The organism is Nocardia sp. NPDC005745 (assembly GCF_040630775.1).
Taxonomy (GTDB): domain Bacteria; phylum Actinomycetota; class Actinomycetes; order Mycobacteriales; family Mycobacteriaceae; genus Nocardia.
In genome coordinates, this window is record NZ_JBEXYF010000003.1 from 181,199 (window position 1) to 204,860 (window position 23,662).

The 23,662-nt window shown below is 68.2% G+C and carries 26 protein-coding genes; 15 read left to right on the top strand and 11 right to left on the bottom strand.

The window, feature by feature from the left end:
* The first annotated feature begins 37 nt into the window (after positions 1 to 37).
* The 3 genes from ABZ420_RS05155 (at position 38) to ABZ420_RS05165 (ending at position 2,181) form a co-directional block, all read left to right on the top strand.
* Positions 38 to 445: an SgcJ/EcaC family oxidoreductase gene (locus ABZ420_RS05155; RefSeq protein WP_357117228.1), complete on the top strand. Its 408-nt coding sequence runs from the start codon at positions 38 to 40 to the stop codon at positions 443 to 445.
* Between the two features lie 249 nt (positions 446 to 694).
* On the top strand, positions 695 to 1,858 hold the full coding sequence (hemW, locus tag ABZ420_RS05160) for a radical SAM family heme chaperone HemW (protein WP_357117429.1): 1,164 nt from the start codon (positions 695 to 697) through the stop codon (positions 1,856 to 1,858).
* Between the two features lie 107 nt (positions 1,859 to 1,965).
* The gene (locus ABZ420_RS05165; RefSeq protein WP_357117230.1) at positions 1,966 to 2,181 is read left to right on the top strand and encodes a hypothetical protein; all 216 of its coding nucleotides are present in this window, start codon (positions 1,966 to 1,968) and stop codon (positions 2,179 to 2,181) included.
* A 3-nt stretch (positions 2,182 to 2,184) separates the two neighbouring features.
* On the opposite strand, the gene ABZ420_RS05170 is transcribed toward ABZ420_RS05165, so the two are convergent.
* The gene (locus ABZ420_RS05170) at positions 2,185 to 3,150 is read right to left on the bottom strand and encodes a helix-turn-helix domain-containing protein (protein ID WP_357117232.1); all 966 of its coding nucleotides are present in this window, start codon (positions 3,148 to 3,150) and stop codon (positions 2,185 to 2,187) included.
* A gap of 242 nt (positions 3,151 to 3,392) precedes the next feature.
* Here ABZ420_RS05170 and ABZ420_RS05175 point away from each other — a divergent pair, with 242 nt between their 5' ends.
* From ABZ420_RS05175 to ABZ420_RS05195, 5 genes are all read left to right on the top strand, one after another.
* The gene (locus ABZ420_RS05175; RefSeq protein ID WP_357117234.1) at positions 3,393 to 4,214 is read left to right on the top strand and encodes an alpha/beta hydrolase; all 822 of its coding nucleotides are present in this window, start codon (positions 3,393 to 3,395) and stop codon (positions 4,212 to 4,214) included.
* A 14-nt stretch (positions 4,215 to 4,228) separates the two neighbouring features.
* The gene (locus tag ABZ420_RS05180) at positions 4,229 to 5,032 is read left to right on the top strand and encodes an alpha/beta hydrolase (protein ID WP_357117236.1); all 804 of its coding nucleotides are present in this window, start codon (positions 4,229 to 4,231) and stop codon (positions 5,030 to 5,032) included.
* A 150-nt stretch (positions 5,033 to 5,182) separates the two neighbouring features.
* Positions 5,183 to 6,214 (top strand): heat-inducible transcriptional repressor HrcA, encoded by a 1,032-nt coding sequence (hrcA, locus tag ABZ420_RS05185; RefSeq protein ID WP_062969765.1) that lies wholly within the window; start codon positions 5,183 to 5,185, stop codon positions 6,212 to 6,214.
* Positions 6,215 to 6,365: 151 nt separating this feature from the next.
* Positions 6,366 to 7,517: a molecular chaperone DnaJ gene (gene dnaJ, locus ABZ420_RS05190; protein WP_040865605.1), complete on the top strand. Its 1,152-nt coding sequence runs from the start codon at positions 6,366 to 6,368 to the stop codon at positions 7,515 to 7,517.
* Complete coding sequence (locus ABZ420_RS05195; protein ID WP_357117238.1) at positions 7,518 to 8,258, top strand: 16S rRNA (uracil(1498)-N(3))-methyltransferase; 741 nt, start codon at positions 7,518 to 7,520, stop codon at positions 8,256 to 8,258.
* Positions 8,259 to 8,298: 40 nt separating this feature from the next.
* Here the strand turns inward: ABZ420_RS05195 and ABZ420_RS05200 are convergent, their stop codons facing one another.
* Positions 8,299 to 9,540, bottom strand: coding sequence for an MFS transporter (locus ABZ420_RS05200; protein WP_357117240.1), 1,242 nt, complete (start codon positions 9,538 to 9,540; stop codon positions 8,299 to 8,301).
* Between the two features lie 100 nt (positions 9,541 to 9,640).
* Here ABZ420_RS05200 and ABZ420_RS05205 point away from each other — a divergent pair, with 100 nt between their 5' ends.
* The 6 genes from ABZ420_RS05205 (at position 9,641) to era (ending at position 15,019) form a co-directional block, all read left to right on the top strand.
* Positions 9,641 to 10,543 carry a LysR family transcriptional regulator gene (locus tag ABZ420_RS05205; RefSeq protein WP_357117242.1) on the top strand — a complete coding sequence of 301 codons (903 nt, stop codon included), beginning with the start codon at positions 9,641 to 9,643 and terminating at the stop codon, positions 10,541 to 10,543.
* A 152-nt stretch (positions 10,544 to 10,695) separates the two neighbouring features.
* Entirely contained in the window at positions 10,696 to 11,757 is a 1,062-nt protein-coding gene (locus tag ABZ420_RS05210) for a PhoH family protein (protein ID WP_357038113.1), read from the top strand.
* A gap of 62 nt (positions 11,758 to 11,819) precedes the next feature.
* Positions 11,820 to 12,374, top strand: coding sequence for an rRNA maturation RNase YbeY (gene ybeY / locus ABZ420_RS05215; RefSeq protein WP_040865608.1), 555 nt, complete (start codon positions 11,820 to 11,822; stop codon positions 12,372 to 12,374).
* Positions 12,371 to 13,735 (top strand): hemolysin family protein, encoded by a 1,365-nt coding sequence (locus ABZ420_RS05220; protein ID WP_357117245.1) that lies wholly within the window; start codon positions 12,371 to 12,373, stop codon positions 13,733 to 13,735. Before ybeY ends, ABZ420_RS05220 begins: the two co-directional genes overlap by 4 nt.
* Positions 13,732 to 14,118, top strand: coding sequence for a hypothetical protein (locus tag ABZ420_RS05225; RefSeq protein WP_040865610.1), 387 nt, complete (start codon positions 13,732 to 13,734; stop codon positions 14,116 to 14,118). The genes ABZ420_RS05220 and ABZ420_RS05225 overlap by 4 nt, the downstream gene beginning before the upstream one ends.
* Positions 14,111 to 15,019, top strand: a complete 909-nt coding sequence (gene era, locus ABZ420_RS05230) for a GTPase Era (RefSeq protein WP_357117247.1) — start codon at positions 14,111 to 14,113, stop codon at positions 15,017 to 15,019. The genes ABZ420_RS05225 and era overlap by 8 nt, the downstream gene beginning before the upstream one ends.
* Positions 15,020 to 15,085: 66 nt before the next feature.
* Here era and ABZ420_RS05235 read toward each other — a convergent pair whose 3' ends face one another.
* The 8 genes from ABZ420_RS05235 to ABZ420_RS05270 form a co-directional block, all read right to left on the bottom strand.
* On the bottom strand, positions 15,086 to 15,529 hold the full coding sequence (locus ABZ420_RS05235; RefSeq protein ID WP_357117249.1) for a hypothetical protein: 444 nt from the start codon (positions 15,527 to 15,529) through the stop codon (positions 15,086 to 15,088).
* A 734-nt stretch (positions 15,530 to 16,263) separates the two neighbouring features.
* The gene (locus tag ABZ420_RS05240; protein WP_357117251.1) at positions 16,264 to 17,685 is read right to left on the bottom strand and encodes an amidase; all 1,422 of its coding nucleotides are present in this window, start codon (positions 17,683 to 17,685) and stop codon (positions 16,264 to 16,266) included.
* Positions 17,686 to 17,823: 138 nt separating this feature from the next.
* Complete coding sequence (locus tag ABZ420_RS05245) at positions 17,824 to 18,285, bottom strand: hypothetical protein (RefSeq protein ID WP_357117253.1); 462 nt, start codon at positions 18,283 to 18,285, stop codon at positions 17,824 to 17,826.
* Complete coding sequence (grpE, locus tag ABZ420_RS05250; protein ID WP_357117255.1) at positions 18,285 to 18,599, bottom strand: nucleotide exchange factor GrpE; 315 nt, start codon at positions 18,597 to 18,599, stop codon at positions 18,285 to 18,287. Before grpE ends, ABZ420_RS05245 begins: the two co-directional genes overlap by 1 nt.
* Entirely contained in the window at positions 18,572 to 18,796 is a 225-nt protein-coding gene (locus tag ABZ420_RS05255) for a hypothetical protein (RefSeq protein WP_357117257.1), read from the bottom strand. The genes grpE and ABZ420_RS05255 overlap by 28 nt, the downstream gene beginning before the upstream one ends.
* Positions 18,793 to 19,887, bottom strand: coding sequence for a tetratricopeptide repeat protein (locus tag ABZ420_RS05260; RefSeq protein WP_357117259.1), 1,095 nt, complete (start codon positions 19,885 to 19,887; stop codon positions 18,793 to 18,795). The genes ABZ420_RS05255 and ABZ420_RS05260 overlap by 4 nt, the downstream gene beginning before the upstream one ends.
* Positions 19,888 to 19,889: 2 nt before the next feature.
* On the bottom strand, positions 19,890 to 21,404 hold the full coding sequence (locus ABZ420_RS05265; RefSeq protein ID WP_357117261.1) for an Hsp70 family protein: 1,515 nt from the start codon (positions 21,402 to 21,404) through the stop codon (positions 19,890 to 19,892).
* Between the two features lie 135 nt (positions 21,405 to 21,539).
* Positions 21,540 to 21,665, bottom strand: a complete 126-nt coding sequence (locus ABZ420_RS05270) for a hypothetical protein (protein WP_357117263.1) — start codon at positions 21,663 to 21,665, stop codon at positions 21,540 to 21,542.
* Positions 21,666 to 21,966: 301 nt separating this feature from the next.
* Here ABZ420_RS05270 and ABZ420_RS05275 point away from each other — a divergent pair, with 301 nt between their 5' ends.
* The gene (locus ABZ420_RS05275) at positions 21,967 to 22,743 is read left to right on the top strand and encodes a response regulator (RefSeq protein ID WP_357117265.1); all 777 of its coding nucleotides are present in this window, start codon (positions 21,967 to 21,969) and stop codon (positions 22,741 to 22,743) included.
* Positions 22,744 to 22,777: 34 nt separating this feature from the next.
* On the opposite strand, the gene ABZ420_RS05280 is transcribed toward ABZ420_RS05275, so the two are convergent.
* Complete coding sequence (locus tag ABZ420_RS05280) at positions 22,778 to 23,509, bottom strand: response regulator (protein ID WP_357117266.1); 732 nt, start codon at positions 23,507 to 23,509, stop codon at positions 22,778 to 22,780.
* Positions 23,510 to 23,662 lie beyond the last annotated feature (153 nt).

Here is a 23,662-nt window from a genome sequence, read left to right on the forward strand (position 1 = left end):
TGACCTCGAGTCGGCTCGAGGTAGCACGCTCGCCGCCATGAGTACCCCAGCGGTAGACACCGCCGCAGAGACCGAGGCCATCCGTGCGGTCGTCGCGAGCGTCCAGCACGCCCAGCGGAACGAACTGGTCGACGAATTCGTCGCGCTGTTCCGGGAGGACGCGATCTGGACCACCGGACACGGCCGCCGACTCTACGGCCGCGCCGCCATCGCCGAATTCACCGCCCGGGTGCTGCCGGGGGCCACCGCGCACGGCACGGCGACCTACGAGGTCGAGCACGTGCTGTTCATCCGGCCCGACGTGGCCGCGGTCAAGGTGCGCCAGCGCTACTTCACCCCGGACGGCGCGCTGGACAGCGAAGGCAGTCCGATGTACGTGATGTCCAAGGAGGACGGCCGCTGGTTGCTCACCGCCAACCAGAACACGCCGGTCGTGCCGGACTGAGACGGTCACCATCGGGCCAGGTCATTCCCTCGATCGACGGGGTCGTCGACTCCTGATCCAACGGTGCACGACGAGTCCCGATCCACCGGGCACGACGGCCGGGGCCTCACCGCGCCGATCGGCCCGAGCCGGAATTCGAGGTCGCTCGGCGCGCGGCGGAGTCCCGGACGTCGGCGCGCGGCCGGCGACGTTCACACTGGACAGGTGAATTCTTCCGTCGCGTCCGCGAGCACCGACACGTCCGTGCCGGTGTTGCGCGATTTCGGCGGCGGGCCGTTCGGGATCTACGTGCACGTGCCGTTCTGCGCCACGCGCTGCGGCTACTGCGACTTCAACACCTACACCGCGGGCGAACTCGGCACGTCCGCGTCGCCGCAGTCCTGGGCGGCGGCGTTGCGGGAGGAGCTGGCCGCCGCAGCGCGGGATTTCGCCGCGCTGCCGAGCCCTACGCCGGAGGTCCGCACCGTCTTCGTCGGCGGAGGGACGCCCTCCCTGCTCGGCGGTGACGGGCTCGCCGCGGTGCTGGACGCCGTGCGCGCCGAGTTCACCCTCGCCGCCGGTGCCGAGGTCACCACGGAGTCCAATCCGGAATCCACCTCGCCGGAATTCTTCGAGCGCATCCGGGCGGCCGGGTTCACCAGGGTCTCGCTGGGCATGCAGTCCGCGGCGGCGCACGTGCTGAAGGTGCTCGATCGCACGCACACCCCCGGACGCGCCGTGGCCGCCGCGCGCGAAGCCCGCGCCGCGGGATTCGAGCACGTCAACCTGGACCTGATCTACGGGACGCCCGGCGAGCGGGACGCCGATCTCGACGCCAGCCTGGACGCGGTGCTCGCCGCGGGCGTCGATCATGTCTCGGCCTACTCGCTGATCGTGGAGGACGGCACCGCGCTGGCCCGGCGAGTCCGCCGAGGCGAGTTGCCCGCGCCGGACGACGACGTGCTCGCCGCCCGCTACGAACGGATCGACGCGCGACTGCGATCGGCGGGGCTCGACTGGTACGAGGTGTCGAACTGGGCCGCTGGCGACGCCGCGGTTTGCAGGCACAACCTCGGCTACTGGGACGGCGGTGACTGGCTCGGCGCCGGTCCGGGCGCGCACAGTCACGTCGGCGGCGTGCGGTGGTGGAACGTGAAGCACCCCGCGCGGTACGCGGATCGAGCCGCCACGGGCGCGTTGCCCGCCGCGGGCTGGGAAGCCCTCAGCGCGGACGAGCGGTACACCGAGCGGGTGATGCTCGCCGTCCGGCTGCGCACCGGCCTGCCGCTGGCCGATCTGGCCCCCTCCGCCCTCGTCGCCGTCGACCGGGTGGTCGGCGACGGCCTGGCTACGCGCACCGCCGACGACCAGCTCGTCCTCACCGATCGCGGCCGCCTCCTGGCCGACGGTGTGGTCCGCGAGCTGCTCGAATGATCGCGGTGGAAGATCACGAATTCATCGAGGCGACGAACTTTACGTCTCATTGCGGTAACGCGGTGCCGAGCGGCCGCGTAGTCTGCGGGTAACCCCCAAGGAGACATATGGCGTCGGCACGGCACATCACCCTGATCCATGAACCGGGCGAATTCGCGGAAGCGCGAGCGGCGGAGAAAGCGGCGAATGCGCGCCAGTGCGCCGTCGCCGCCCGCACCGTCGCCAGCTACGCGGAGAACGCCGCCGACTGCGAGTCGTTACTCGCGATGCTCGGCCTCGATGCCGAGGCGGGCAAGCAAGCGAAAGTCGCCGATCGCCGCTGACCGCTACGGCTCGTCCGTGACGAGCGCGATCCTGCGCCATTCCCGAGGCGAGAGCCCGTAGGCGGCGCGAAAACGCCGGGCGACATGGCTCGGATCGCGAAAACCCCGGCGCCGCGCGATCATCGCGATCGTCCGGTGCTTCTGATCCGGTCGCGCCAGATCGCCGCGCACCTGCTCCAGCCGCTGGCTGATGATCCACTGCTCCAGGCTGTACCCCGCGTTCGCGCAGATCTTGTACAGCTGCCGGACCGACATGTTGTGTGCCTTGGCGATCTGTTGCGCGCCCAGGTCGGGATCGGCCAGGTTGCGCCGGACATAGGCGCGGATGCGGGACAGCAGGATGTCGGTCGGGACGACGGACCCGTTGCCGTCGTCGCCGCCCGCCGACAACAGCAGCCCCCGGATCAACTCGATGCTGGCGCAGCCGGACAGCGCGGCCGCCGGGTCGGCGCTGAGCGCGTCGGCGTCGGCGGTCAGCTGGACGATGTGGTTGGCCACCAGCCGGTAGTGCGGGCTGTCCTGCACCCTCGTCGCGGCCTGACCGATCAGCTCGGCGGGCAGGCCGAGTCGATCCAGCGGCACGTGCAGGCAGGTCGAGGCGCCCTCACCGCGCCAGCCGAAATCGTAGGGCGCGTTCAGGTCCATGACGTGCAGATCGCCCGGTCGCACCACGCGCCGGACGTCACCCTGGTCGTATCGACCCTCGCCGGCCTGCTGCACCGCGACCGCCAGCACCGGCGCGGGTGAGGTCCGTACCTGCTTCGGCGTCCGGACCAGCTGGACGGCCGAGGTACGGGTGCGGAAGATGCTCGCCTCGCCGAACCGCCACAGGTCGACCGTGGCGTGGACACGCTCGTCCGGCCCGTCCAGCACCACATGGGACGGGACCGATGCCTCCTGTAGCGCCGCGGCCACTGCGGCCATTCGCTCGTGCGGCGCGATGGTGTCCGAATCGAACACGACCGTCATCACAGCCTCCGTCGCAAATGAGACAGACTCGGCAATCCTCGCACGGACACCCCTGATCCGGCCGTGCATTCTGAGCCGAAGATCGTGCACGGAGAGTCGTTTTTCCGGCGGTCGCCCGTCATACGCTGTCGAACGGCGATCGACCGAGCGCGGCTCCGGTTCGGCCAAGGAGGCGCGCCGGTGCGGCCACGAGTCCGGTGACGCGTAATCCGACCATCCAGCCAGATCGAAGGGGAACTGCCATGCCGACGATCACCACCACCGATGGCGTCGAGATCTACTACAAGGACTGGGGAGCGGGACGTCCCGTGGTGTTCAGCCACGGCTGGCCGCTGAACGGGGATGCCTGGGACAACCAGATGAACCTGGTGGCGAGCAACGGCTATCGCGCCATCGCGCACGACCGGCGCGCGCACGGCCGCTCCAGCGACGTGTGGGACGGGCACGACATGGACCACTACGCCGACGATCTCGCCGCGGTGCTGAACGAGCTGGACGTCAGGGACGCGACTCTGGTCGGGCACTCGACCGGCGGCGGAGAGGTGACCAGGTACCTGTCCAGGCACGGCACCTCGCGCGTCGCCAAGGCCGTGCTGCTCGGTGCCGTTCCGCCGTTGATGCTGCGGACCGGCGGCAATCCGGAAGGGACGCCGCTCGCGGCGTTCGACGACATCCGCGCCGGTGTGGCCGCCGATCGATCACAATTCTGGAAGGACCTGTCGGTCCCGTTCTACGGCGCCGACCGCGCGGGATCGACCGTCTCGCAAGGGCTGCGCGACCACTTCTGGCTGATGGGCATGCAGGTCGGGCTCAAGGGGGCGCTCGACTGCGTGAAGGCGTTCTCCGAGACCGATTTCACCGCCGAGCTGCCGAGCATCGACATCCCGGTGCTGGTGGCGCACGGTGACGACGACCAGATCGTGCCGTTGGCCGCCGCGGGCGCCAAGACGGCGAAATTGCTGCCCCGAGCCCGGTTGAAGGTGTATCCGGGCGCCCCGCACGGCCTGTGTGGCGACTACGAGAAGGCGTTCGACGCCGATCTGCTGGAGTTCCTGAAGCAATGAGGAGAACAGAACCGATGACGAGCAAACATTGCCTGCGCCGCGCCGTGGCCGCGCTCGCCCTCGCGCTCGCCGCCACGGTGTCCGCCGCGCCCGCGCAGGCGCAGCCGCTGCCCACCATCGTGCTCGTGCACGGCGCCTTCGCCGACACCACCAGCTGGGACGGCGTCGCCGCCGTGCTGCGCGAGCGCGGCTATCGCGTCGTCACGCCGGAGAACCCGCTGCGCGGGCCCGCCTACGACGCGGCCGCCGTGCAGCGCACGCTGGACACGATCAGCGGTCCCGTCGTGCTGGCGGGGCACTCCTACGGCGGTTTCGTGATCAGCAACGTGCGCGATCCGAAGGTCGAATCCCTCGTCTATATCGCGGCGTTCGCACCGGTGCAGGGCGAGGTGGCCCAGGCGGCGCTGGACCCGATCCGCTTCCCGGGCAGCCAGTTGCTGCCGCCCGCGTTGCAGGTGAAGGTCGTCGACGACGTCACGGGTGTCGCCGGGAAGAATGTGGACGGTTATGTCGCGCCCGACAGCTTCAACGCCGTCTTCGCCCAGGACGTCGGGCCGGCGACCGCGGCCGACATGATCGCCCATCAGCACTCCATCGCGGTGAAGGCCAACCTCGAGCCCTCCGGGCCGCCTTCCTGGTCGGGCACCCCGAGCTGGTATCTGGTCTCGGCGGCGGACCGGGTCATCCCGCCGTCCTCCCAGCGCTTCATGGCCCAGCGAATGGGAGCCCGAACCAGTGAGATCGACGCCTCGCACGCCTCGCTGGTCTCCCGGCCCGACGCCGTGGCCGCGCTGATCGACGGCGCCGTCCCCCGCTGATATAGGAGGCGTTGCGGGCGAGCGCTCCGGGTACCGACAATTAGACTGACGGAACGGACGAACCGTGATTCGCCTGCGATGCGTGGTGGCCGCGGTGCGTCGGCGCCGGGTACGGCGTGATCGGAGACGAAGAGCGAGGAGGTGGGGCCGATGTCGAGCACCGAGGATCGGCGCTTCGAGGTCCTGCGCGCGATCGTCGCGGACTATGTCGCGACCAAGGAGCCGATCGGGTCGAAGACACTGGTCGAGCGGCATAACCTGGGTGTTTCCAGCGCGACGGTGCGCAACGACATGGCGGTGCTCGAGGCCGAGGGTTACATCACCCAGCCGCACACGAGCTCCGGGCGCATCCCGACGGACAAGGGCTATCGGCAGTTCGTCGATCGGATCTCCGAGGTGAAGCCGCTGTCGGCGGCGGAGCGCAGGGCGATCATGGAGTTCCTGGAATCCGGTGTCGATCTCGACGACGTGCTGCGCAGGGGCGTGCGTTTGCTGGCCCAGCTGACCAGGCAGGTCGCCGTCGTGCAGTACCCGACGGTCTCGGCGTCCACGGTCCGCCACATCGAGGTGGTCGCGCTCAATCCCGCGCGCCTGCTGCTGGTGGTGATCACCGACACCGGCCGGGTCGACCAGCGCCTGGTGGAACTCGGCGCGCTGATCGATGACGAGGACCTGGCCGCGCTGCGCGGCATGCTCGGCGGCGCGATGGACGGCAAACGCCTGGCCTCGGCCTCGGCGGCGGTCGCCGAGCTACCCGAGCACGCGCCGGTGCGGCTGCGCGACGTGCTGGTGCGGGTGTCCACGGTGCTGGTGGAGACCCTGGTGGAGCACCCGGAGGAGCGACTGGTGCTCGGCGGCACCGCCAACCTCACCCGCAACGCCGCCGACTTCGGTTTCCCCGGCTCGCTGCGCGCGGTCCTGGAGGCGCTGGAAGAACAGGTCATCGTGCTCAAGCTGCTCGCCGCAGCCCAGCATCCGGGGACGGTCACGGTGCGGATCGGCGAGGAGACGCAGGTAGAGCAGATGCGCGGCACCTCGGTGGTGTCCACCGGCTACGGCGCGGCGGGAGCGGTGCTCGGCGGAATGGGGGTGCTCGGCCCGACCCGGATGGACTACCCGGGCACGATCGCATCGGTGGCGGCCGTCGCCCGATACATCGGCGAGGTCCTCGCCGAGCGCTGACCTGACCAGCGCGGGGAGACGCCACTGCTACGCTCGACCTTTCGGCCGGATAAAGTTGAGTGCACAAGACTAATGCTGTTGCCGGGGCGCTTCGAACGCGGCGCGGGCACCGGCGGCACCGTCGAGAACGACCAAGGACTAGAGAACTCAAGTGGCACGGGACTACTACGGACTGCTCGGCGTCGCGAAGAACGCGACCGATCAGGAGATCAAGCGGGCCTACCGCAAGCTGGCGCGTGAGCTCCACCCCGACGTCAACCCCGACGAGGCGGCGCAGGCCAGGTTCAAGGAAGTGTCGACCGCCTACGAGGTGCTGTCGGACCCGGAGAAGCGGCGCATCGTCGACATGGGCGGCGACCCGCTGGAATCAGGCGGCGGCGGGGCCGGATTCAACGGCGCGGGCTTCGGCGGGCTCGGCGACGTGTTCGAGGCGTTCTTCGGCGGCATGAGCGGATCGGCCGGCGCGCGCAAGCCGCGCGGCCGCGTCCAGCCCGGCGCCGACTCGCTGATCCGCACCCGGCTCAGCCTGGCCGAATGCGCGGTCGGCGTGACCAAGCACCTCACCGTGGACACCGCGATCCTGTGCGACATCTGCCAGGGCTCCGGCACCAACGGCAACTCCAAGCCGGTGCGCTGCGAAACCTGCGGCGGCGCGGGCGAAGTCCAGTCCGTGCAACGGTCCTTCCTCGGCCAGGTGCTGACCTCGCGCCCGTGCCCCACCTGCCGCGGCGCGGGTGAGACCATCCCCGACCCCTGCCACAAGTGCGGTGGTGACGGCCGGGTGCGGGCGCGCCGCGAGATCGCCGCCCCGATTCCCGCGGGCGTCGCGAACGGCATGCGGGTGCGGTTGGCCGCGCAGGGCGAGGTCGGCCCGGGCGGCGGTCACGCGGGTGACCTGTATGTCGAGATCGTCGAGCAGCCACACGACGTCTTCGTCCGGGACGGCGACGATCTGCACTGCACCATCCGGGTGCCGATGGTCGACGCGGCGCTGGGCACCACCGTCGTGATCGACACCATCCTCGACGGCCCCACCGAGCTGACCATTCCGGCGGGCACCCAGCCCGGCGAGATCTCGGTGCTGCGCGGGCACGGCATGCCGCGGCTGCGCTCCGGCGCGCGCGGCGACCTGCTCGCGCACCTGGACATCGTGATCCCGGCCAAGCTGGACAGCAAGCAGACCGAACTGCTGCGCAAGTACAAGGGAATGCGCGAGCGCGAACGCGCCGAGGTGATGTCGGCGCAGTCCGAGCACAACAGCGGCCTGTTCGCGCGGCTGCGCGCCTCGTTCAGCGGGCGCTAGGTGGCCGCGACGGTCTTCTACCTCGACGAGGTGCCCGAGCCGGGTGCGGTCGCGGTGCTCGACGGACCGGAGGGCAGGCACGCCGCCACGGTGCGCCGTATCCGGGTCGGCGAGCCGATCACCCTCTCCGATGGGCGCGGCGTGCTCGCCGAATCGGAAGTCGTCGCCGCACACCGTGACCGGCTCGAGCTGGCGGTGCGCGACCGGAGGCTCGCGGCCCCGCCGACGCCGCCGGTGACCGTCGTGCAGGCGCTGCCGAAATCCGACCGTTCCGAGCTGGCGGTCGAGCTGATGACCGAGGCGGGCGCCGACGCCGTCATCCCCTGGCAGGCCGCGCGCTGCGTCGCGAACTGGGAAGCCAAGGCGGCCAAAGGGGTGGACAAATGGCGGGCCGCGGCGCGTGCGGCCGCCCGGCAGTCCCGCCGCGCCTACATCCCGGAAGTCGCTGACCTGCACCGCACAAAAGAGCTGCTGGAACTGGTCCGCAAGGCCAAGGCCGCCGGTGCGATCGTCGCGGCGCTGCACGAATCCGGTACCGCTCGCTTCACCGAGTTGCCCTTCGCCGGCGCCACCGAGATCTTCCTCGTGGTCGGTCCGGAAGGCGGGCTGGACGACGCGGAACTCGCCGCTTTGACCGAGGCGGGCGCGGACGTGACCTTGCTCGGTCCGACGGTTCTGCGTACCTCCACCGCGGCGGCGGTCGCCCTCGGCGCCCTCGGTGCGCTGACACCGCGCTGGTGACGATCCACCCGTGTGGCGCGACAATCGGTGCGGTGCTCGGTCAGACCCGGACAGGTGCCGCTTCCAAGGCGGGAGCGGCGCGCATCGCCCCACGCTGCGCTCGATGCGATACGCCGAGCAGTAACGCCGCGAGGACCATCAGGAAGCCGATGCCGCAGGTCAGGCCGAGCCATCCGGCTCGGGCGTAAGCGATCCCCGCCGCGCCGCCGACCAGCGCGCTGCCCAGGTAGTAGGCGAACAGATAGAGCGACGACGCCGCACCCCGATTGCCTTCGGCCATCGCGCCCACCCATGCGCTCGCCGCGGTATGCGCACCGAAAAACCCTGCGGTGTAGAGCGATACGCCGAGTATCACGGTACCGAGGTGATCGGGAATCGTGAGGACGAGCCCGATTGTCATCGCCATCAGTGAGATCGTGAGCACCCACTGCCTGCCGATCCGATCGGTCAGCCGTCCGGACGCCGCCGAGGCCGCCGTTCCGGCCAGATACAGCACGAACACCAGCCCGGCCAGCGCTTCCGGCAGGCTGAACGGCGCCCTGGTCAGCCGGTAGCCGAGATAGTTGTACATCGAGACGAACCCGCCCATCAGCACGAACGCCAGCCCGAACAGCGCGAGCAGTCCGCGATGCCGCAACTGGGCGCCCAGGTCGCCGAGCACCGTGCGGATTCCGGCGGGCCGCGGGACGAAGCCGCGAGACGGCGGCAGCCGCCGGACGAACCACAGCGTGCAGGCCGTGGCGGCGAGGGAGGCCACTGCCAACGCCCACCGCCAGGACGCGAGGTCCGAGGTGAACGCCGGAATCAACCGCCCGGCCAGCCCACCGATCGTGGTGCCCGCCACATAGATTCCCATCGCGGCGCCCAACCCGTCCCCGCCGATCTCCTCTGCCAGATATGCCATAGCCACCGCGGGCACACCGGCCAGGGCGACGCCCTGAAGCGCCCGTCCGGCGAGCAGCACATCCAATGAGGGGCTCAGCGGTAGCAGCAGCCCGATCACCGCCGCCGCGATGGCCGAACCGGTCATCACCCTGGTCCGGCCGATCCGCGACGAGAGCGCGCTCACCGGGATGATCGTCAGCGCGAGGAATCCGGTCGTGAGCGAGACCGCCAGCGCCGCTCGCGCGGGCGTCGCGCCGAACGCGGCCGAAAGGCTCGGAAGCAGCGCCTGGGCGCTGTACATGGAGGCGAAGGTCGTCAAGCCGGCCGCGAACAGCGCGGTGGTGATCCTGCCGTCGTGGGCGGCGTCCCGTGCCACCCCGCTCGAAGTCGTGGACATGGCTTCCTCCTTTCGAACAGCATCACCAGCCGTTGTTGAGAACGGAAATGAATAATGGGAGCCGAGTTCATGCGCTGATCGCATATAGGGAGGCCGGAGCGTGCTGGGTGAGGATCTGGAGTGGTTCACGACACTCGCCGAACTGGAGCGGGTGGGGGCGGCCGCGGACCGGTTGCACCTCGCGCAGCCGACGCTGTCGCGCATGCTGGCCCGATTGGAACGCAGGGTGGGTGTCGAACTGTTCGATCGGCACGGGAAGCGGATCACCCTCAACGAGTACGGGCGGATCTATTACGAGCACGCCCGCCGCGCGCAATCCGAACTCGACGCCGCGAAACAGGCGCTCGCCGATCGGTCCAATCCGGCCGGGGGCGTGCTGCGGCTGTCGTTTCAGCACTCTTTCGGCGGCTCGCTGGTGCCGCAGCTGATCAGCGGTTTCCGGCGCGTTTCCGGCCGGATCACGATCACCTTGTGGCAGGGCGCGGCCGAAGCGGTGACCGAGCGGGTGCTCGCGGGCGAAGCCGATCTGGGCATCGTCTCGCCACGTCCCGCCGCGGCGGGCATCGGCTGGCGCGCCGTGCTGCGCCAGCCGCTGGTCCTCGCGGTGCCGCCGGAACATCGGTTGGCCGGGCGGCGGCAGGTCCGGCTCGCGGAGGTGGCCGCCGCGGAGTTCGTCACCATGCACCACGGCTTCGGGATGCGGCGCATCTTCGACGAACTGTGCGCCGCCGCGGATATCCGGCCGAGGATCGCGTTCGAATCGAGTGATCTCGTCACCGTGGCCGGGCTGGTGTCGGCGGGGTTGGGGCTGGCCATCCTGCCGGGCGAAGACCCGCTGTCGGCGCGACCGCTGTCGGGCCCGGCCACGGTGCCGCTGGCGGACGCGGGCGCCGCTCGCGCGGTGGGGCTGGTCTGGTCCGCCGCGGCGACGCCACCGGAGGCGGTGCGACGCTTTCGTGACTTCACCGAGGATTGGGCGCGCCGACGTGGGGGAATCCCGTGAGGACCTGATTGCGCCCGCAGCATATTCACTGGGCGGTGTCGGTGGGGCGGGTTAAACTTCTCTCCATACCGCAGTCGAGACCGGAAAGCAGGCTATAGCCACTTTTGAGAACACAAGGCGAGATCGGCGACCCGGCCACCCCAGCGGCGGGCATCGGCGCCGGCGACAACGGTTCGGGTCCCGCAGCGCGCACCGTGCGCTCGAGTATCGAACTCGCTCCCGAATCCGTGTTCCCCTTCCTCGGTTCGGCCGACCAGAACCTTCGTGAACTGGAAACGCTGCTCGACGCGGACATTCACGTCCGCGGCAATTCCGTGACCCTCACCGGCAAGGCGGCCGATGTCGCGCTCGCCGAGCGGGTGATCGAGCAGCTCGTCGCGCTCACCGGCCGCAACCGCGTGGTGACGCCCGAGGCCGTTCGGCACACCGTGTCCATGCTCACCGAGGGCTCCAGCGACTCCCCGGCGGAAGTGCTCAGCCTGGACATCCTGTCCCGGCGGGGCAAGACCATCCGGCCCAAGACGCTGAACCAGAAGCGCTACGTCGACGCGATCGACGCCAACACCATCGTGTTCGGCATCGGCCCCGCCGGTACCGGCAAGACCTATCTGGCCATGGCCAAGGCGGTTCAGGCGCTACAGTCCAAGTCGGTCAACCGGATCATCCTCACCCGCCCTGCGGTCGAGGCGGGGGAGCGGCTCGGCTTCCTGCCCGGCACGCTGAACGAGAAGATCGATCCGTATCTGCGCCCGCTCTACGACGCGCTGCACGACATGATGGATCCGGAGGCCATTCCGAAGCTGATGGCGGCCGGCGTCATCGAGGTCGCGCCGCTGGCCTACATGCGCGGACGCACACTGAACGATTCGTTCATCATCCTGGACGAGGCGCAGAACACCACCGCCGAGCAGATGAAGATGTTCCTCACCCGCCTCGGCTTCGGCTCGAAGATCGTGGTGACCGGTGACGTGACCCAGGTCGATCTGCCGACCGGCGCACGGTCCGGCCTGCGCGCCGCCAGTGAGATCCTCACCGAGATCGAAGACATCCACTTCGCGGAACTGACCAGCAGCGACGTGGTCCGCCACCGGCTGGTCTCCGACATCGTCGACGCCTACGACCGTTTCGAGGCTCAGACGCGCCCGCAGGTCGCCCCGCATTACGCGGGCAACCGGGCGCAGCGCCGCGCGGCGAATCGGTCGGACCGGCGATAACTCGTCTCGCCGGGCGGGGCTCCGCTCCGCCGACGCGATAGCGGGGATCGTAGGCTGTTCGGGTGAGCATCGAGATCGCCAACGAGTCGGGTATCGACGTACCCGAAGAAGAGCTGGTCAGCGTCGCGCGGTTCGTGATCGCCCGGATGGACGTGCACCCGGCCGCGGAGCTGTCGATGGTGCTCGTCGATCTCGACACCATGGCCGATCTGCATATGCGCTGGATGGACCTACCCGGCCCGACCGACGTCATGTCCTTCCCGATGGACGAGCTCGAGCCGGGCGGGCGGCCCGACAGCCCCGAACCCGGCCCGTCCATGCTCGGCGACATCGTGTTGTGCCCGGAGTTCGCCGCCGGGCAGGCCCGCAAGGCGGGGCACTCCCTGGACCACGAACTCGCCCTGCTCACCGTGCACGGCGTCCTGCACCTGCTCGGCTACGACCACGCCGAGCCGGAGGAGGAGAAGGAGATGTTCGCGTTGCAGGCCCGGCTGCTCGAGGAGTGGTACGAGAGCCTGCGGGAAGCTCGGCGGCGCGCCGAGCTGGCCGAACGCGACGCGCGGTTGCTGGGCAAGGCGGGCTTCACCACACCGGGTGACTCCTCGGGTCAAGCGTGAATTCGCTGACCCTCGTTCTGCTCGCGGTCCTGCTCATCTCGGTGGGTGGGGTCTTCGCCGGTGTCGATTCCGCCCTGAACACGATCTCGCCCGCCCGCGTCGACGACATGATGCGCGCCGACCGGCCCGGCGCGGTGCGGTTGAGCCGGGTCGTCGCCGACCGGGCGCGCTACGTGAATCTCATGGTGCTGCTGCGCATCCTGTGCGAGATCGGCGCCACGGTGCTGCTGGCTGCGGGGCTGATGACGGTCTGGGGGAAGAACTGGGCGCTGCTGGTCACCGCGCTGGTGATGGTGCTGGTGTCCTACGTGGTGATCGGCGTCGGCCCGCGTACGCTGGGCCGGCAGCACGCGTACTCCATCGCGCTGGCCGCGGCCTTGCCGCTGCAGTTCATCGGCGCGCTGCTCGGTCCCCTGAGCAGGCTGCTGATCCTCATCGGTAACGCGATCACCCCGGGTAAAGGTTTTCGCAACGGCCCCTTCGCTTCCGAGATCGAGCTGCGCGAGGTGGTCGAGATGGCCAGTGAGCGCGGCGTGGTCGCCGACGACGAACGGCGGATGATCCAGTCGGTCTTCGAACTCGGCGACACACCGGCGCGCGCGGTGATGGTGCCGCGCACCGAGATGGTGTGGATCGAAGCGGACAAGACCGCGGCGCAGGCGATGTCGCTGGCGGTGCGTTCCGGGCATTCGCGGATCCCGGTGATCGGCGAGAACGTCGACGACATCCTCGGCGTGGTCTATCTGAAGGATTTGGTGCCGTACACCGATCGCAGCCGCAAGGTACGGGTGCGCGAGGTGATGCGGCCCGCGGTGTTCATGCCCGACTCCAAACCGCTGGACAGCTTGCTCGACGAGATGCAGCGCAGGCGCAACCACATGGCGTTGCTGGTGGACGAGTACGGCGGCATCGCGGGGCTGGTGACCATCGAGGACGTGCTCGAGGAGATCGTGGGTGAGATCGCCGACGAGTACGACACCGACGAGACCCCGCCCATCGAGGATCTCGGTGACGGCCGCTACCGCGTCTCGGCCCGGTTGCCGGTGGAGGACCTCGGCGAGCTGTACGGATTGGAGATCGACGAGGAGGACGTCGACACCGTCGGCGGCCTGCTCGCACACGAGCTGGGGCGCGTGCCGCTGCCCGGGTCGAAGATCGAGGCGCACGGGCTGGTGCTGCGCGGCGAAGGCGGCGCGGACGCGCGGGGCCGGATGCGAGTGAACACCGTAGTGGTACGCAAAGCGCGCGAGAAGGTCCCCGCGGGGAAGACCAACGGGGACAATGCCAATGGCAAGCGCAAGGCCAACGGATCGGAGCGGGAGATCCCTGCCGATCGCGACGAGGACGGAGACAGCGAATGACCGAACTGGACGCCGAGGACAACAAGCTGGTGGTGCTGGCCAGGGGCGCGCTCGGCCGTACCGGCGGGGCGAGCGGAGCGGCGATCCGGGATACCGACGGCCGCACCTACGCCGCCGGTGAGGTCACGTTGACCGCACTGCGACTGACGGCGCTGCAAGCCGCCGTGGCGGCGGCGTTGTCCAGCGGCGCGGAGGGATTCGAGGCGGCCGTCGTGGTCGGCGGGCGGTTGTCCGATTTCGGTGTGACCGCGGTGCGTGAGGTGTCGGCGGAGGCGCGGATCATCTTCACCGACCGCGACGGCGCGGTGTTCGAGGTCGTCGACGACTCCGCCGACGCGGCCGACGCGGTGAGCGCCGAGTCCGGCGAGGTTCGCGGTGGCTGACGCGCGGGAGTTCCGTTCCGGATTCGTCTGTTTCGTCGGTCGCCCCAACACCGGCAAGTCGACGCTGACCAACGCGCTGGTGGGTGCGAAGATCGCGATCACCTCGTCGCGCCCGCAAACCACCAGGCACACGATTCGCGGCATCGTGCACCGCGAGCATACGCAGTTGATCCTGGTCGACACCCCCGGCCTGCACCGCCCACGCACCCTGCTCGGTCAGCGGCTCAACGACCTTGTGCGCGATACCTATTCGGAAGTCGACGTGATCGCGCTGTGCATCCCGGCCGATGAGAAGATCGGTCCGGGCGACCGCTGGATCGTGCAGCAGATCAGGCAGATGGCGCCGAAGACCACGCTGCTCGGCGTGGTCACCAAGATCGACAAGGTAAGCCGCGACCAGGTCGCCGAACAACTGATGGCCGTCTCCCAGCTACTCGGCCCGGATGCCGACGTGGTGCCGGTGTCGGCGGTCAAGGGCGAGCAGGTGGAGGTCCTCGTCGACGTCATCGCCTCGAAGATGCCGGAGGGCCCGGCGTTCTACCCCGACGGCGAAATCACCGACGAGCCGGAGGAAACGCTGATGGCCGAGCTCATCCGCGAGGCCGCGCTCGAAGGCGTACGCGACGAACTGCCGCACTCACTGGCCGTGGTCATCGAGGAAGTCCTGCCCTACGAGGAGCGCGAGGACATGCTCGACGTACACGCCCTGCTCTACGTCGAGCGCCCCAGCCAGAAGGCCATCGTCATCGGCAAGGGCGGCTCCCGCCTGAAAGAAGTCGGCACCAACGCCCGCAAGCAGATCGAACACATCCTCGGCACCCGGATCTATTTGAACCTGCACGTGAAGGTGGCCAAGGACTGGCAGCGGGATCCCAAACAGTTGGGCAAACTCGGGTTCTGAGCGGTTCGGTCGTCGGTTGCCATGAAGACTCTCCGGGGATGATGGCGGGCGCAGTGCTGTCGCTGCTCATGTCGCCAGGAAGGTTCTGATCGCTTCGTCGCTGGAGAGATGGTTGGCGCCGGTGGTGACGTCGATCGTCGGGTAGTTCCTGCGCACGGCGTCGGCGATGGTGGCGAGGCGATCGGCGACTACCGCGGGGTCGCGTAGCGCCTGCCGACTCAGGCCCTCGAAGCCGGGGAACCCGTCGGCGACCAGGGTTACCTCGGGGTTGTTGATGATGTCGTCGTAGGTCTGGAATTCGACGCTGACGATCTTGGATGTGTCCACCCGGCCCGGGGTGGTGAATACTCGGTCGCTGACGCCTTCGATGAAGTCGGCCGCCGAATGCCCGTCTTCGATCATCGGATTCACCCGGATACGGTTGGCGTCGATACCCAGGACCATGCCCGCGGGGTGGAACCGCATCGTGCCGTCGCGGACATCGGTCCAGCTCGTGATCGTTCCGTACACTCCGGCGATGTCTGTGCCGTCGGTCAGGTATACGACGTCTCCGGCGGTGCTGTGCGACGCCGTACGGATATAGCCATCCTCGGCTGCGGCTTCTCGTCCGCGAAAAGCCCTGGGAAACACCTGATCGACCTGCCACAGGCGTGCTCCGTTGTAGAAACGATCCGGCGGGCTGGACCCGGGTTCCGACAGGGGATGCGGGAATGACGGGTCGCCGGTACCGAATTCGTGGCGAAAACCTCTGTCGGCGTCGGAGAGTACTCGAGCCGCACCCTCGGCTTCCCGAGCGAAGGGCCGGACGCCGCGTTCTGCGTCAACCCTCGCGAGCCTCTCGATCTCGTTGCTCAAGTGTTGGGCGAAGCGAGCATACGCCCGTGCAATCAAGTCGGATCTGCTCAGCAAGACAACGCCCTCCGCCCGATCGCATCAGCTGAGGCGTTACCGGCCTGCGAATACGTCGCCGCGGTGCTGAGGCGGCAGTAGTTCCTCGTCGAGCACCACCAGGGTATGAGCGGCTACCGAATGACGGTCGGCCATCGGGGCCCTCCTCGCTTTCCGGGTTCGGCCGAGAGTCGCGGTATCGGCGCTCGGAACCCGCGAGGGCACTGCGGCGGCCGTACCGATACATGCGTGGACTCGGCGCATCCCACAAGGTACATCGCGCAGTTGGATGCCGAGCCTGATTCGGCGCGTCGCTCAATCGGAACCGACACGGCCCGAGCCGGATTCGAGTCGGATCACCACCACGGGTCCGGGCGGTGGCGGTCCCATCGGAGTTCCGATTCGAGCTGGGCGGCCAACGAGATCAGCAGAGGCTCGGAATTCGCCGTGCCCATCAGTTGGGCGCCGACGGGGAGATCGGCGGCGGTGAAGCCGGCGGGGACGTTGACGCTCGGCCAGCCGAGGACGTTCCAGGGCCAGGTGTAGGGGCAGGCCGCGGTGATGAGGTTGTTGGTGGCGTTGACGCCGATGCCGTCGATCTCCTCGGCGCGCGGCGGGGGAGTCGCGGTGGTGGGTGCGAGGACGACGTCGTAGTCGCGGAAGAAGTGGCCGATTCGCCTGTGCAGCAGGGGTTCCAGTTGCCGTGCCGCATAGAGGGCGGGACCGTCGAGTACGCGCCCGATCCGGGCGTTGGCGGCGGTGCGCGGGTCTACCTCGAGGCCGGGCATGCGGTGGAATACCCGCCGGATTCCGGCGAGTGAACGCGGTAGGAACGAGGCGCCGATCAGGATGCCGTAGTGCAGGTCGGCCACGGTCACGGTATGCCCGAGTTCGCGCAGGGTGTCGGCGGTGCGTCGCACGGCTCGCTCGACCTCGGGATCCAGAGCGGTTCTGGTCGCGGTGAACGGAATACGCAGTGAGAGGGCGATGCGCAACCGGCCGGGATCGCGGCCCACCGCGTCCGAGGCGCTGATCGGCTCCGGCGTGTGCAAATCTCCCGGGTGCGGACCGGACGCGGCGTCCAGCAGGAGCGCCGCGTCCGCGACGGTGCGCGCCAGCGGTCCGTTCACGGTGAGGCCGTAGAACGATTCGGGCTCCGGCCAAGTCGAGATGCGTCCGCGCTGTGGCTTGATGCCGACCAGATTCGTCCAGGCGGCCGGGATGCGGATCGAGCCCGCGCCGTCGGACCCGAGGGCGGCCGGGACCAGTCCGGCCGCGACGGCTGCCGAAGCGCCGCCGGAGGACCCGCCCGGTGTCCTGGTGCGGTCCCAGGGGTTACGGGTGTGCCCGAACCAAGCGGCGCTGGTGAACGGCCACTGGCCCAGTTCGCAGGTATTGGTCTTTCCGACGATCACCGCGCCCGCGGCGCGCAGGCGGCGGACCGATTCCGCGTCCTCGGTCTTCGGCGCGAAATCGCCGCCGCAGCCGAACGCGGTCGGCTCACCCGCGACATCTGTGTCGTCCTTCACCGCGACGGGCACCCCCAGCAGTGGCAGCCGTTCGCCCGCGGCCGAGCGCCGGTCGGCGTCGGCGGCCTCGGCCTGCGCCCGCTCGCGGCGCACGATCCGGAAGGCGTTGAGCGTGCCCTGGGCCGCGTCGATCCGATCCAGCGCCTCGCCGACCGCCTCGGTCGACGTGATCGCGCCGCCGGCGATCGCGGCCGCCAGTTCGGCCAGCCCCAGCCGCCGCGTGCCGGGTGCGGAATCGGACACCGTCATGTGCGCTCCGTCTCGTCGTTATCCACCAGACGGTAGCGCGAAGTTGGTCACTCGTCCATATCGGTGCGCGGCCATGGGACCCGCTCGGCCCGACCGGTCTTCTGGAAATCCACCGGGCCGAGCGACCGGAGGATCGCCTCAGCGAATGTGCTTGCACTCGCCGTAGGGCACGCCCTGGGTGAGGTCGGGCCTGCCGAACATCCGGCCGACCAGCGCGTTGAACGCGGCCACCGAGAGCCTCTCCATGTCGTTGCAGAGGAAGTCGTTCTCGGTGCCCGAAACATCTTTGGACTTCAGCGATTTCGCCCACTTCTGCGGTGTCCCCCCGCACCCGACGTGCACCTGGTAGTCGCCACCCTTGTCGAGCTGGAAGGAATAGTCGACCTTCGAGTGGCCGCCGAGCCGGACCGGGACCTTGGTCTGCGCCCAGCCCGATTTCGACGTCTTGGCCTGGACCCAGACCCCGACCGGCGAGGCACTGTTGATGCACCCGACGGTGCCGCTCACGGTGGTCGGCGCCGCCGACGCGCTCGGCAGGCCCAGGCCCAGGAATGCCGCCGAAGCGGAGAGCACAACGGCCGTGCGGAGGGACTTGCGCATTATTCGAACCTTTCGATACGGGATTCCGTCTCGACGGACTCGGATCGCGCCGAGCGAGCCGCGACGACGACTTGTTCCGGTCGCAAGAGACGCGCACCCATGACGTATCCGGGGCGTACGACCCGCAGCACCGAGCCCGGCGATCGGCCGGAAGCCTCGGCGGCGACCGCTTCATGGATGTCGGGATCGAAGTCGGCCCTGGCGGGCACGCGCCGGACGCCACGGCGTTCGAGAACCTCGTGCAGTTCGTCGACGACGCTGCCGAGCACCTCGTCGTGCTCGTCGTTCAGCGACGCCACGCGATCGACGAGCATGAGCAGTTCACGGAACAGCGGGGCGAGCAGCTGTTCGGCGAACCCTCCGCGGCGAGGGAGAGTTGCTCGTGCAGATCGTCCAAGGCGCGATTCTTCGCCTTGTCCTCGAGCATTCGGCGGTGGAACAGGTCGCGCAGTTGGGCGACCTCTCCGGCCAGCGTCGTCAGCGGATCATCGGTACCGGACGGGGCCGTCATATGCCGCGCTCGACGATGTCGTACCGCTTCGAGTTGTGCTTCCAGACCGGCATGCGGTGGGTGAGCGTGTAGCCGGCGATGACGGCGGCGACGATCAGCAATCCGATGCCCTTCATGGGTATCAGGGCCAAGCCGATGATGAGGGCCACCGCCCACGGGCCCATACCGGTGTGGAACCACCTGGCCTCGGCGGCTTTGTCGGCGAGTTCGATGTTCTCTTGCAGCGAGGCGCGCAGCGGACCGTCGTCGAACCGGAGTTTCAACGCGCGGCCGGACATGTCGCGCGTGACGGCGATCTGGGCCTCGGAGGTGATGCAGTACGCTCCGCTGCGCACCTGCGACCACATGCCGAGGTTGACCTGTTCCAGCGCGAGTGCCAGGTAGTACTGGAAGATCTGCTCGTTCGGATGATGCCGGACCACGTCCTCCATCAACTCCAGCGCCTTGTCGTTCTTGTTCTGCTGCAAGTAGACGTTGGCGATGGCGGTCCGGTAGAGCGGCTCGCCGGGCGCGAGACGCAGTGCGGTCTCGTATTCGCCGAGCGCTTCGTTCAACGCGCCGGTGGCCAGGAACGCTTCGGCGTAGTCGAAGTGGTATTCCGGGCTGTCGGGCTTGAGACCGATGGCTTCCCGGAACTCGAAGCCGGCGTCCTTGTAGTTGCCCATGACGAACGACGAGTTCGCGCGCACCGCCCACGCCTCGTGGTTGGCCCCGTTGACCGAGATCGCCTCGCGGGCACAGTAGTACGCGGAGGGCGCGTTACCGCGCTCGAAGTACTCGCGGGCCAGACTGAGCCAGTCCCTGCCGCTCTGCGCCACCGGCGCCGGTTGATTGCTCGTCGGCCGATACTGCCTGGCCTCCTGGTCGAATTGCCGTCGTCGGTTCGCGTCGAGCAGCACGCGTTCGGCCTGACCGAGGTGGCGTACCCGGGCTTCGGCCTGCGCGCGTTTCACGGGATCCGACTGGCCCGCGCGCTTGTTCCACATTCTGCGCTGTTCGCGGATGGCCGTCTTGATGGCATCCTCGTCGGCGATCTCGGCGAGGCCGAGTATTTCGTAGTAGTTGACGAACTCTTCGGTTGTCGTGGTCATGCTCAATTCACCTCGAGATTTTCGTTCTTCGTGCGGGCGGCACGGATGTCGGTGGCGCTGAGATTGGCGACGTTGTCGACCTCGAACGTGCCGAGTGATCTGTCCGCGGTGAGGTCGGTGATTTCGACCTGGATGGTCTGATCCATGTCGTAGTGGAAGGTGATCAGGACCGGAGCGTTCGCCGGATAGGGCGGGATGGCGAAAAGCTGCCCGCCGTCGGGCCATTTTCCTTTGGTGACGAACCGGACGTGGTCGATGTCCTCGTCGTCGCCTTGGGTGACGCAGATCCGCACTTCGGTCTGGCCGTCGGCGACGGTGCCGAACACCTTGCTCGCCTTGGCGGGGATCTTGGTGTTGCGCGGGATCACGATGCTGTTGCTCGGCTGCGAGCTGTCGTTCAGCGCGACCGTTCCCAGCGCCTGCGAAGTGACGTCGAGGATCACCGGCTTGCGCGCCGCGCTCGACGACGTCTCGGCTTCGGCCCGCAGCGCCGCGCCGAGCGCCACGAGCTCGTCGGGGTTTCCGGCCCGCAGCGGTGGCTTGCCGGTCAGTTCCTCCAGCATCGTCGCCACCATGGGCATGCGCGTGGACCCGCCGACGAGCAAGGTGTGGTCGATGTCCGCGAACCGCAGGCTCAACTCCTCCACGAGGGAGTGGGCCAGATCCCGTGACTGGTTGAGCAGGTCGCTGGTGAGGTCTTCGAACGTTTCGCGGGTGACGGTCAGTGTGCGGGTGACGCCGTCGTGGCTGAGCACCACTCGGGTGGACCGGGTCGAGCTGAGCGTGCGTTTGGCGAGTTCGGCCTTCTCACGCAGGTCGGCTTCGGTCTCGAACGCGTCGGTGAGATCGCCGCCCCCCTGGGCCATGTACTCCTCGTTGAGGTGCTGCATCAGCCGGTTGTCCCATTCGAAGCCGCCCAGTTCGTGTAAACCGTCGGTGCCGAGCACGTCGAACACGCCGTCGCTGATGCGCATGACGGTGACGTCGAACGTGCCGCCGCCCAGGTCGTACACCATGACGGTGCCGCTGCCGCGGTCGAGTCCGAAGGCCAATCCGGCCGCTGTCGGCTCGTTCACCACACGCAGCACGTTGAGACCGGCGATCGTGCCCGCGTCCCTGGTCGCCCGCCGTCGCGCGTCGTCGAAGAACGCCGGGACCGTGATCACCGCGTCGGTGACCTGCCCCTGCCCCAGGACGAGTTCGGCGTCCTCCTTCAGTCGTTTGAGGATCATCGCCGACACTTCCTCGGCCGTGTAGGCGCGGTCGTCGGAGGTGACGAATCGGTAGTCCGGGTTACCCATCTGCCGTTTGACGAACTGCGCGACATCCAGCGGCGCGGTCACCGTGGACCGTTTGGCCATCGAGCCGACCAGCACGCTGTCGGAGTCGAAGAAGACCACCGACGGCGTGAGTCGCTCGCCGTCCCGGTTGACCAGGATCTCCGGCCTACCGCTCGCGCCGACGACGGCGACCGCTGAATACGTGGTACCGAGATCGATACCGACGGTATGTGCCACTGTTTGCCCTCCCGATGCACCTGGTGACGGTGCATGAAAAACGGATACTGCGAATTATTCGGACCTGTGCGGTCCCTGTGGTGGCACGCGTCGGCTTCGGACGCGCGCCACGCACCGGACGGTCGGCGGGAACGGTCAGGGATTCGGCGCCTTCCATTCGAATTTGCACATCTGGCACTGGTATTTCTGCCAGCCCTGACGATCCTTCTCGCCGATGTCCATTCCGGTCTTCTTGCTGCATTGCGGACACACTTCAGCCATTATCGGCCTTCCGGTTGTGGGAACTGTGCTCCAGAGCCATCGGGGGTGCACAGGTTTAGAATCATATAAGTCGGGAAGGGCAAGTAATCAGCGAACTTCGCAGTGATTTCCGGCCCGTATTATCGGCGGCGGACCGAATTGTTGCCGTTCCCTGATGATGTCGCTGGATTATTGCTCGGAGTGCCCCGTACTCAGCAAGATCTTGCTACTGGGGTTCGAATCCCGGTCTGCTGCTCGGGTTGCCGGTCTCGCTTCGGTCCGCGCGCTATGAAACCTACTGGTTCGAAAGACGTTCGACGTCTTGCCGACGCCTATCGCCAGCGATGAAGATCGCGATATGGAACCGAGCTTACGAGTACTCGTCGCCTCGCCCCTGGGGGGAATCATCGCTCCCACACTGTCGCAATATTTTCCGGCATCGACCGTCGCGGTTGCCTCCGATGTCGACGAGGTTCGCAGTCGAATCGTGGGACGTTTTCGGTTCGACGTGGTCATCTCGGATCTGATCTGGAACAAACCCGAAATGGAGTACCGTTTCGACGGTTTGGATGTCCTGGACTTGCTCCGTGACACCAAACGGCAGAGCGAGGTTCTGCTCGCAGCGCAAGGGCACAGCATGGAAAGCGATCACCTCGACGAGGCCCGGCTGCGCGCGGCCGAGATCGCCGAGTTCTACGACAAGTCATCCGGCGTCCCCGCGCTGCTCGCGGCCATCCAGCGCGCCGCGACCGGCCGCAGTGAACAGATCGCGCTCCCGCGGCAGGGGCCGCCCGCACTGTGCGCGCTGTTCACCGAACAGCGTGGTGAGACGGCGGGCCGGTTGGCCGGTGCGATCGCGGCCAAATCCGCCTGGGACTACAACTCTCTCGCCCAAGTCGCCCGGGTGGGTCTCAACACCGCCAACAAGGCCACCAACACCTATATCGGGCCGATCATTCTCGCCCGCAAGGAGTTGCCGGAGGGTACGCCGTTGACCCAGGGGGCGGTCTTCCGCTGGTGCGGTGAGCACGCGCATTATCTGATCAGTTGGTGCCGCCGGAACGGTCATGCCGATGTCCTCGGCCCGCGATTCACGTGACGGCACGATCCGCGCGGGAGTCCGCAGATCGCCATCAGCTCTCGTCCCCATGCGTCAGTACCTCCGTGTGCCCGTTGCGGCGACACCAACTCATCAGATAGCGCGCGTGTAATCCACACCACCGGTACACGACGGCGGAGGTCAGCTCTCCGTGGGATTCGTTCTCGCGCCGTCGCGCGATGATTCGTCCGAGATAGCCGTCGGCGAGCGAATGGGCCGCGTCGAGATCGACTTCGGCCGCGGCTGCCAGGGAGGCGGGGTCCCACGTGCGTCCGGAGGCGATCGCCCCGCCGAGCCGGCCCGCGATTACTCCGTCTCGTCCGGTGAAAAGTTCATAGAGCGACGGAATACCGTTCGTCGCGCGCCGATTCGGCAGGCGTTCGCCGTCGGCCGCTTGTCGTATCGCCGAGAGCAGTGCCGCTATCCCAGTGGCTTTCTCATGCACACCCGCGATCTCGTCCGCCCGGTGGTACGCCTCGTCCAAGTGATCCTGCTCCATGCTGTGCCCTTGCCCTGCCAGCAGAACGGCAGTGCCCGTCCGGCTTTCGCGCACAATTTCCAGGACATCCAACCCGTCGAAGCGGAACTCTTGCTCGGGGTCGTTCCATACCAGGTCCGCGATCACCACGTCGAGTTTCTCGATGCCGGTGACAGCGTGGACCACCTCTGCCCGGTCGCGGGCGACGATGACCTTCGCCGCCGGGAAGGACGCCGACAGCGTCGGTTCGATGACGTTTCCGAGCGGTGAAGCGACGAGAAGTCGCATGAATCGTTTCCCCTCTCGTTATCCCGATGGAAACTTTCCGTCCCGCGGCGAGAAGATAAGTATGGGCCTCGCGCAGACGCACACTGGGAGATCATCGACGCCGGATCTGGCACTCCGTCCGGCTCTGTCGGCCCGTAATAGCCGCCCCGCGAG

Bases quoted from the DNA above. Each gene is read 5' to 3' on its own strand.
- grpE (WP_357117255.1), bottom strand. From the start codon at position 18,599: ATGCTCGTCGATCGCGTGGCGTCGCTGAACGACGAGCACGACGAGGTG.
- ABZ420_RS05165 (WP_357117230.1), top strand. From the start codon at position 1,966: ATGGCGTCGGCACGGCACATCACCCTGATCCATGAACCGGGCGAATTC.
- hrcA (WP_062969765.1), top strand. From the start codon at position 5,183: ATGTCGAGCACCGAGGATCGGCGCTTCGAGGTCCTGCGCGCGATCGTC.
- ABZ420_RS05170 (WP_357117232.1), bottom strand. From the start codon at position 3,150: ATGACGGTCGTGTTCGATTCGGACACCATCGCGCCGCACGAGCGAATG.
- ABZ420_RS05180 (WP_357117236.1), top strand. From the start codon at position 4,229: ATGACGAGCAAACATTGCCTGCGCCGCGCCGTGGCCGCGCTCGCCCTC.
- ABZ420_RS05155 (WP_357117228.1), top strand. From the start codon at position 38: ATGAGTACCCCAGCGGTAGACACCGCCGCAGAGACCGAGGCCATCCGT.
- ABZ420_RS05225 (WP_040865610.1), top strand. From the start codon at position 13,732: ATGACCGAACTGGACGCCGAGGACAACAAGCTGGTGGTGCTGGCCAGG.
- ABZ420_RS05255 (WP_357117257.1), bottom strand. From the start codon at position 18,796: ATGACGGCCCCGTCCGGTACCGATGATCCGCTGACGACGCTGGCCGGA.
- ABZ420_RS05260 (WP_357117259.1), bottom strand. From the start codon at position 19,887: ATGACCACGACAACCGAAGAGTTCGTCAACTACTACGAAATACTCGGC.
- ABZ420_RS05270 (WP_357117263.1), bottom strand. From the start codon at position 21,665: ATGGCTGAAGTGTGTCCGCAATGCAGCAAGAAGACCGGAATGGACATC.
- ABZ420_RS05240 (WP_357117251.1), bottom strand. From the start codon at position 17,685: ATGACGGTGTCCGATTCCGCACCCGGCACGCGGCGGCTGGGGCTGGCC.
- ABZ420_RS05200 (WP_357117240.1), bottom strand. From the start codon at position 9,540: ATGTCCACGACTTCGAGCGGGGTGGCACGGGACGCCGCCCACGACGGC.
- ABZ420_RS05245 (WP_357117253.1), bottom strand. From the start codon at position 18,285: ATGCGCAAGTCCCTCCGCACGGCCGTTGTGCTCTCCGCTTCGGCGGCA.
- ABZ420_RS05175 (WP_357117234.1), top strand. From the start codon at position 3,393: ATGCCGACGATCACCACCACCGATGGCGTCGAGATCTACTACAAGGAC.
- ABZ420_RS05280 (WP_357117266.1), bottom strand. From the start codon at position 23,509: ATGCGACTTCTCGTCGCTTCACCGCTCGGAAACGTCATCGAACCGACG.